The sequence below is a fragment of the Streptomyces sp. NPDC044061 genome (genome assembly GCF_056434305.1).
In genome coordinates, this window is the sequence record NZ_JBWKFL010000107.1 from 1 (window position 1) to 8,085 (window position 8,085).

Here is an 8,085-nt window from a genome sequence, read left to right on the forward strand (position 1 = left end):
AACCCTCGCCGCTGGGCCAGGCTGAAGAAGAGGTCGTCGAACCGGGCCGCGTAGTCCTCCAACGGCCCCGGCGCGGGCGGACACGGACGGCGAGCGGTCATCTTCAGCCCCCAGCAAGGCAGTTGACTCCTACCACCGGCCTACGACCAACCCGACCTGCCGTCAACCCACACCACCACCGAATTTAACGAACTACCGATACTGATCTCGGCTCGTTAGGGTGCTGAGAGGCTATCCAGGGGCAATCCGGTCCCGGCTATGAACCCGTCGAGGGTGCCAGGTCGGTACTGGAGGCGTTTGAGCCGGTTGCGCACGATCTTCTCCAGACGGTCGAGGGTGACGACGGCGAGGTTGGCCAGGCTCCGTTTGACGTGTGCCCACACGCCCTCGACCGGGTTCAGATCGGGCGAGTACGCAGGAAGCAGGAACACTGTCAGCCACTCACGTTCGGCAATCAGTTCCTGCATCGTCTTGGAGACGTGGGTGTTGAGTCGGTCCCACACCAGCACGATGGGTGCCTTCACCAGCTGGTGGACGCCGTCCAGGAGAGCGATGTAGTCGCGCTCGCTCATGCTGCGGCGCGTGCCCTTGCCCGCGGGGTGGGTGAGCAGGCGGTGACACAGCCGGGTGCGGGAACCGGGCCGCATCGCGATCAGCCCGGCCACCGACAGGCGTCCCGAGCGCCGTCCGCTTACGGTGACGACCGGGGTGTGGCCTCGTCGGGCCCAGGTGTGTCCTTTGGGCGGCCTGCGCGTGAAGCCCGCCTCGTCCTCGAAGCAGATGTAGCCCCTGCAGGCCGCCCGGGCCCTTTTACCTCCACCCAGGTCGCCTCCTTCCAGCCGGTCACGGCCTGTTCGTCGCGCTCGGCCACCGTGCGGGCATCTGTGGAGTGAAACCGAGCCGGCGCATCAGCCTCGTGGCGCCCGAGACGCTGTAGGAGACGTGGAACTTCCTGCCGATCAGCGTGGCCACCCGTGCGGCCGTCCACACCTGGTCCTCGGTCCAGCCGTGCACGGCCGGCCCCTGCTCGAGATACCCGGCGAGCTGCTCCAGACATTGCGGTGACAGGCGACACCGGCCCCCGCTCGGCCCTCGCGAAAGCAGCGCGTCACCACCACCTTGCCGCCACAACTGCTGCCACTGGTAAGCCGACTTCACACTCACACGCAGCTGCCGGGCCACCTCGGGCGGTTTGACCTGCTGAGCGAACAGCTCCGCCGCCTGTATCCGCACCACTTCCCGGCGCCGCCGTGCTGCAGGCGTCAGCCCGCCCCCATCCGCATATCTCACACACCACGGACTATCGACAACACGACACCCACATCAGCACATTCAGCAAAGATCACCCTAACGAGCCGAGATCAGTAACGCCCGGGGTCGGCAAGACCCACATCTCCGTCGCCCTGGCCGTCGCGGACTGCCGGGCCTGTTACTCGATCTACTTCACCAGCTTCGACGACATGGTCCGACACCTCAAGGCCGCCGAGGAACAAGGCCGGTTGATCAGCAGGCTCACCAGCTAACTCCGCCCCAGTGCCCTCGTGGTCGACTTAGCCTTGATCCACCGATGCGGTTTCTAAATGATCTTCGAGGGCTTTCGGGGTGGGGTCTCGGGCTGTCGGCTGAGTTCGGGCGGGGTGTATCCGCTGGTCTGCCCAGCTTTTCCACGTGTCGGTTCCGGTCGGGCCCTGGCGGGTGGGGTGGTCAGTGACGTCAGGGGGTCTCGGGCGGCGCGTGGACGGTGTTGAACAGTTGTGTCCATGCGTCGTGCCAGGGCCATCGCTGCGGTAGGTGCAGGGTGAGGCGCCGGGCTGAGCGGGCGATTCTGGCGGGGACCTGAACGAGGTGGGCGCGCAAGGTGGCGGTGGTGGCTTTGGCGTGGAAGGCGGAGGCCAGGGCGCCGGTTATGTTCTGTGCCGAGGCGCCTGTGTTTGTGGGTCTTCCTGGTGCTTGTCCGGGAGGGCTCCGCCGTGCGGGGGCCGCTGCTGTCGGGAGCGAGGAAGCGTCACGAATGTTCAGGGGTGGGGTCGTTGATGTCCCCGATGTGCTGATGGCCTGGCGGAGTGGGCTCACATCCACCCATTCGGCGTCTGGCCGGGCAGGCCTGGCGCCATGACCGTGGTTCGGGGATCCGGGCTGCTCAGTCAGGTCATCGAGCACGGGCGACGGCCCGTCTCATGGGCAAATGCGAGCTCACCCGGGGTCTGTGACCGCCCCTGGCGGTTGTCATCGGCTGCTGTCATCGGGACCCCTGCCGGCCGTGTGGGACCTCGGCCGCGCGCAGCAGATGGTAGGCGCGGGCCAGCAGGCGGCGGGCGATCGCGGTGGTGGCGATCTTCTTGCCCCGGCGCCGGGCGAGGCACTGGTAGGAGGCGGCGAACTCCGGCGAGCGTTTTGCGGTCTGGGCAGCCTCACACAAGATCCACCGCAGCCAGTCCGAACCCTGCTTGGAGATGTGTCCGTGCCGGACGGTCAGATCCGAGCTGCAGACGGTTGGGGTGAGGCCGGCCCAGGCGGTGAGCTTGCGGGCGGAGGGGAAGCGGCTGATGTCACCGATCTCGGCAACGATGATGAGCGCGGTGAGCGTGCCCACCCCCGGCAGCTGGGTGAGGGTTTTGACTCGCGGATCACCACGTGCCTGGGCCAGCATCTGTTGGTCCAGGGCGTCGATCGGCTCTTTGAGTGCGTCCATCAGGACCAGGAGATCGTCGACCACTCGGCGCGAGGCGTCCGGCAGGTCAAGACCGTCCAGCCAGACCCGCCCCGGAGCGGTGAAGTAGCTGCCGGGGCGGTCGCAGCCGTGGTCCGCCAGGACGGCATGGACACGGTTGCGCAGCAGCGTGCGCAGACGCACCAGCTGGCAGCGGTGGCGCAGCAGGGCCCGTTGCTGGCGGACCTGGAGCGGGGCGATCCACGCCTCCGGCAGCAGATCCGCGCGCAGCAGCTGGGCAAGGGTTGCCGCGTCGACCTTGTCGTTCTTCAGCCGGGCGGAGGCGATGGCCTTGCACCGCAGGGGGTGTACGAGGTGCGGCTCGAAGCCGTAGTCCTCCAGCAGTTCCACCAGCCAGCCCCAGCCCTAGGCGGCCTCGAAGGCCACCGGGGCCCCGATGGGAAGATCCCCGATCACGGAGAGCACCGTCTCGACCCCATTGAGCACGTTCCGATTCACCTGCACCGCACCGCCGTGATCAACAACCGCGATCTGCGAGCGCTTGCGGTGGACGTCGATGCCGACGTAGACCGACATTGAGGGCCTCCTTTCCGAGCACGAACGGGAACCCAAAACCAGCATCCACCGGGCTGTGCGGGAAAGGGGGCCCGGCCCTCATAGAGTCAGGTCAACAGCCCCAGGCCCGATAACTCAGACACGCACGCAGACACCCGAACCACCCCCCGGGACCACTACCCAGGAACCCACGTCCGAGGCCTAAAACAACGGCATGACTCTGTTGGTGATGTTGGGCAGGTCATGCGGCGTCTGGGCACAGGGTGCGGAAGTGTGTGGCCCGGCGTCGTGTTCTGGGCGCGGTGTCGATCCAGTCGGCGACGCGGGCGACGTTGCAGGCCATCGCGGTGAGGACGTGCTGGACGTGGGTCCGGGCCAGGCCGCGGTAGCGGGAACGTCGCAGCCCGTGGGCCCGGACGTTCTGCGAAAGGGTGGCCTCGATGCCGGCACGGATCGCATAGCGGCGCTGCCATTGCTCGGTCTGCTGGTCGAGCCGGTTTCGCGTCTGGATCTCATGGAGCGGCCGGGGCAGCACTGCTATTGAGCGGGGCCGGGTCGCGGAGGACGTGCACTGTGTGCGGTCGGGGCAGGACCGGCAATCTGCCTCGGCGAACCGGGCCTGCAGATAGGTGTTTGCCTTCATCCTCAGCTCGGTCCAGGACACACTCGTGGCCCCGCGCGGGCAGATCGCCTGCTCGTTGTCCCAGTCGATGGTGAAGACCGCCCTACCGAAGCCCGAACCGGCCTTTGCCTGCCTGCTGTGGTCGGCGGGGACGGGGCCGAGGAGGGTGATGCCGTGCACCCGCTGGGCCCGCTCGATCCGTGCCGGGGAGATGTAGGCGGAATCGACGACATGCTCGGCGGGCAGCAGGTGCCGCTCGGCGAGCTCGTCGTGGATGGTGTCGGTCAGCTCGATGTCCTGGACGGTGGAGATGGTGGTGGCGACATGGACCACCAGCTCGGGGAGCTCTTCGTCGCAGGTTTCCGTGAAATGTGTCCGGTATCCGCTCCAGGCGGTGTCCCGTTTGACGCAGTAGTGCGCGTCGGTGTCGTAGGGGGAGTCGAACCGCAGCGAGGCGGGCGGCAGGGCGTGGCCGTCCCGCCAGCGCAGACATCCGTCTGCGTCCCAGTAGTAGTGGTGGACCCAGACCTGGCGAAGGATCTCCACTTGCGGAAGAAGCCGCAGGTGGGGCGGGGTGTAGGCGGCCCAGGCGGCAGTGAGGATCTTCTGTCCGTCCCTACCGAACTCCTCGGCCCGGGCGGTCACGGCCGCCTTCCCGCCCGGTAGTTTGCCGATCTCCACCCGGCGCCCGTACCGCTTGGCCCACTCGGGCTCGATCAGCGGAGTCAGCCAGCCGGGGGCGGCCTCGGCCAGTTCCTCCAGCGCCGCCCGCAGTGTCTCCCCGACCAGCTCCAGACGGCTGAGTGTGCGAACCGCGGCCAGCACATGGGTGGCGTCGGTACGCTGCCGGCCCCCGGCCTTGAGCAGCCCGGCCTCCACCAGGCGCTCCAGCATCAGCGCCAGCAACTGGTCGGCGGCGCCGTCCTGTTCGGCCAGCCGGGCCCTAAACTCGCACAGCACCGAGTGGTCGAACCCCGGATCCTCCAGCTCAAGGCCGATCGCGTACTTCCAGTCGATCCTGGTACGGACCGCATCCGCCGCGGCACGGTCGGAGAGGTTCTCCGCGAACTGCAGCACGGACACCAGCGCGAGTTGTCCGGGTGACAGCCCCGGCTTGCCGTCGGAGGGATACAGTCCGACGAACGCATCGTCCTCAAACAGGACATCGAGCCGGTCCCGGATGAGCATCGCCGGAGTGCCCTTCGGGCACGCCGCCCGCGCTGTCCGCACCGTCCTCAGCGGAATCCTCTGGAGACTCCTCGGCCGTAACGACACTGCCCCACACCCCAAGACCCGAGGCCACCCCGCACTCCTCCAGCGAACCATCCGACGGCCCCATCGTCAGCGCCCCGGACAACATCACCAACAGAGTCACGGCATTGGGTCTAAGTGGGCATTTAGAGGCTGCCTGTGTCGATAAGTGACTTTCACGTCCGTCTTGTTTGAGGTGTTTGCCCCATGCGCGCACTATCATGTCCATCGCACTGTGAACTTGGCCGCCCGTTTGCTCCGGTTCTCATGCGCGAAGTCCGTCTGGTTTGAAGATCAGGCAGAAACGCCCAGCAGCAGCGGAACAGCACCGTCCACCCGCATCCATGATCACGCTACGGCGTGAGCCAACGGAAGCCGTACACCAGCGACCTGTCCGACGCCCGATGGGCCTTACTCGAGCCGACGTTGACGGCCTGGAGAAAGGCTCGGCTCGACCGCAGGCCCACCGGGCAGCCGGCCAAGGTTGACCTGCGCGACGTATTCAACGCACTCCTCTACATCAACCGCACCGGAATCCCCTGGAAATACCTCCCGCACGACTTCCCCAACTTCGGTACTGTCTACGCCTACTACGCCGCCTGGCGCGACGAGGGAATCCTCACCCAGCTCAACTACGACCTGACCGGCCTGGCCCGCGTGAAGGAAGGACGCAAGCCCGAACCGACCGCTTCCGTGATCGACACCCAGAGCGTGAAGACCTCCACCAATGTGCCCCTGACCAGCCAGGGAACCGACGCCGCCAAGAAGATCGTCGGCAGGAAACGGGGCATCCTCACCAACACCATCGGCCTCATCCTCGCCGTGACCGTCACCGCCGCGAGCCTGTCCGAGAACGCCGTCGGAATCCAGCTCCTCAACCAGGCCAAGAAGACCTACCGAACATCTCCAAGAGCTGGGTCGACACCGGCTTCAAGAACGCAGTCATCGAGCACGGCGCCAGCCTCGGAATCGACGTCGAAGTCGTCAACAGAAACCCAGGAGTTCGCGGCTTCCACGTTGTCAAAAGGCGCTGGGTTGTCGAACGAAGTATTGGTTGGATCATGATGCACCGGCGCCTCGTCCGAGACTACGAGACCCTGCCCGCCAGCTCCGAAGCCATGATCCACGTCGCCTCGATCGACAACCTCACCAAGCGCATAACGGACGAGACGACACCCACCTGGCGAGGAACTTACTAGGGGATAAAGGGCAATCCATCTAGATCAAACACCCTCTTGGAGAACGGCATCCTGGTCGAGGGCGCGGAGACCGCCGCTGCCTGATCACGCGTCACCCGAACCGCAATTCTCGACAATTGCTCCATACCCGACGCGCGATTCGCGATCCGCACGCAATCTGATGGCACCTGCCTACCACTCGACTGGCAGGCTGTGTACGCCGTACACGCGGTGCTCACCGCTATAGAAAGGCACCTTATCTGGTGAGACGGCGAGCCTCAGGCCAGGTAGTCGTTGCTGCAGGCAGGTTAGCGAGACTTGCAATTCTAGGCGCGCGAGGTGTTGGCCCGGACAGACGTGGCGACCGTGGCCGAACGCCAGGTGACCGCTGGTGTCGCGGGAGAGGTCAAGCCGGTCCGGATCCTGATAACGGTCGGGGTCACGGTTCGCCGCCGCCAGCGAGACCGTGACACGCTCTCCAGCCGCTATCGTCACACCGTTCAGCTCGACGTCTTCCAGTGCTCGACGCTCGATACCTTGCTGGAACACCGTGATGTACCGCAGAAGCTCTTCGATTCCCTGAGACGTTGCCGCCTGTGAAGTGCACAGCTGGTGTTCGCGTAGGAGCGCGAAAATGCTCAGGGCGATCATGTTGGCAGTTGCAGTGCCAGACAGCAAACTAGCAACACCGACGAGTTCGTCGTTGGTGAGGTCCGTGGTGGTGGCCAGGTCGCTCAACATATCGTCGCCTGGGTCTGTTCGCTTCTGCTTGACAGCGTCCCGGATATAGTCGACGAACTCTCGGATCGCAACGCGAGCCTCTAGACCACTTGTCTCTCGATCCCGGACGGTCTGTGGGCGCCGGTCGAAGATTGCCAGGTCGCTCAGGGGGAAGCCGAGCAACTCACAGAGTGTAGCGGCGTGTACAGGGTAGGCAAAGTCGGTGACTAGATCTGCGGACGGGCGGGAGGACTTGATCGCTTCGAGCCGAGCGGCAACGATCCGCTCGACGCTCGGCCGCCGACTGCTGATCCGACTTACGGTAAAGAAACCCATGTGCATTCGGCGTAGCCTGGTATGTTCAGGCGGGTTTAGAGCCAGCAAGGACCCTGCACGCATAGCTTCCTCGCGGTCGGCAGGAAGATCCGGGTACTTGCCCGAAGTTTGAACTTCAGGAAGCACCGGTACTCCGAACCGAGGATCGATCAATACTGCGCTCGCTAGGGCATGCGTGGTGATCAACCAGCCGAGCTCGCCGTCTGGATAACGCAACCGGGTGATCGAGGATCCTTTGCGTAGGGCGCTCAGCCCCGGCGGATCGAAGGCGTCGGTGCGCACCGTCGGTAGGTCGATCGTCCGGTCCTTGCCGGATTGTCCTGCCGTAATCATGAGGATCATCGCCTCCAGTGTTGGCTCACTTGTTAGAACCGTGGCTCTCAAAAGCAGCAGTATGGCGATGGAGACCACTTGACTCTAGAGCCATATCCGCAAAATTGGACCCCACCGGTCGGCCGCGGCAAACAGTGAGCTCTTTCAACCTGCGGTTAGCTGACGTGATGCAGGGTAAGGACGGCTTGGACGAGGCCCGTGATGCGGGTGGTCGAGCAGCGCAGGTTGCGGAGGAGTCGCCAGTCTTTTGAGGGTGGCCATGCCCTGTTCGACACGGGCACGGATCGTGGCATGGGATCGGTTCACGGCTTGCTGACCTGCCGATACCGGTAGTTCGTTAAATTCGGTGGTGGTGTGGGTTGACGGCAGGTCGGGTTGGTCGTAGGCCGGTGGTAGGAGTCAACTGCCTTGCCGGAGGC

General features: G+C 65.2%; 4 protein-coding genes and 5 pseudogenes. 2 read left to right on the forward strand and 7 right to left on the reverse strand.

Annotated elements, in window-relative coordinates; all coding sequences use genetic code 11:
- Positions 1-215 precede the first annotated feature (215 nt).
- A pseudogene (locus AC07CM_RS49575) lies at positions 216-1,290 on the reverse strand (IS630 family transposase).
- An 80-nt stretch (positions 1,291-1,370) separates the two neighbouring features.
- On the opposite strand from AC07CM_RS49575, the pseudogene AC07CM_RS49580 reads away from it, so the two are divergent.
- Positions 1,371-1,520, forward strand: a pseudogene (locus AC07CM_RS49580) (ATP-binding protein); the annotation flags it as partial.
- Positions 1,521-1,713: 193 nt separating this feature from the next.
- Here AC07CM_RS49580 and AC07CM_RS49585 read toward each other — a convergent pair.
- From AC07CM_RS49585 to AC07CM_RS49600, 4 genes and pseudogenes are all read right to left on the reverse strand, one after another.
- Positions 1,714-1,875 (reverse strand): annotated as a pseudogene (locus tag AC07CM_RS49585) (IS1380 family transposase); the annotation flags it as partial.
- 364 nt (positions 1,876-2,239) lie between these two features.
- Positions 2,240-3,061, reverse strand: coding sequence for an IS110 family RNA-guided transposase (locus AC07CM_RS49590; RefSeq protein WP_478883164.1), 822 nt, complete (start codon positions 3,059-3,061; stop codon positions 2,240-2,242).
- 15 nt (positions 3,062-3,076) lie between these two features.
- Positions 3,077-3,247: a hypothetical protein gene (locus tag AC07CM_RS49595; protein ID WP_478883165.1), complete on the reverse strand. Its 171-nt coding sequence runs from the start codon at positions 3,245-3,247 to the stop codon at positions 3,077-3,079.
- 220 nt (positions 3,248-3,467) lie between these two features.
- The gene (locus tag AC07CM_RS49600; RefSeq protein ID WP_478883166.1) at positions 3,468-5,174 is read right to left on the reverse strand and encodes an IS1182 family transposase; all 1,707 of its coding nucleotides are present in this window, start codon (positions 5,172-5,174) and stop codon (positions 3,468-3,470) included.
- Between the two features lie 285 nt (positions 5,175-5,459).
- On the opposite strand from AC07CM_RS49600, the pseudogene AC07CM_RS49605 reads away from it, so the two are divergent.
- Positions 5,460-6,298 (forward strand): annotated as a pseudogene (locus tag AC07CM_RS49605) (IS5 family transposase).
- A gap of 171 nt (positions 6,299-6,469) precedes the next feature.
- On the opposite strand, the gene AC07CM_RS49610 reads toward AC07CM_RS49605, so the two are convergent.
- Together AC07CM_RS49610 and AC07CM_RS49615 are read right to left on the reverse strand one after the other, a co-directional pair.
- Positions 6,470-7,675, reverse strand: coding sequence for a cytochrome P450 (locus tag AC07CM_RS49610; RefSeq protein ID WP_478883167.1), 1,206 nt, complete (start codon positions 7,673-7,675; stop codon positions 6,470-6,472).
- A 146-nt stretch (positions 7,676-7,821) separates the two neighbouring features.
- Positions 7,822-7,993, reverse strand: a pseudogene (locus AC07CM_RS49615) (transposase family protein); the annotation flags it as partial.
- Between the last annotated feature and the right edge of the window lie 92 nt (positions 7,994-8,085).

Excerpts from the sequence above, each read along its gene's own strand:
- AC07CM_RS49600 (WP_478883166.1), bottom strand. The coding sequence starts at position 5,174 with ATGGTTCGCTGGAGGAGTGCGGGGTGGCCTCGGGTCTTGGGGTGTGGG.
- AC07CM_RS49595 (WP_478883165.1), bottom strand. The coding sequence starts at position 3,247 with ATGTCGGTCTACGTCGGCATCGACGTCCACCGCAAGCGCTCGCAGATC.
- AC07CM_RS49610 (WP_478883167.1), bottom strand. The coding sequence starts at position 7,675 with ATGATCCTCATGATTACGGCAGGACAATCCGGCAAGGACCGGACGATC.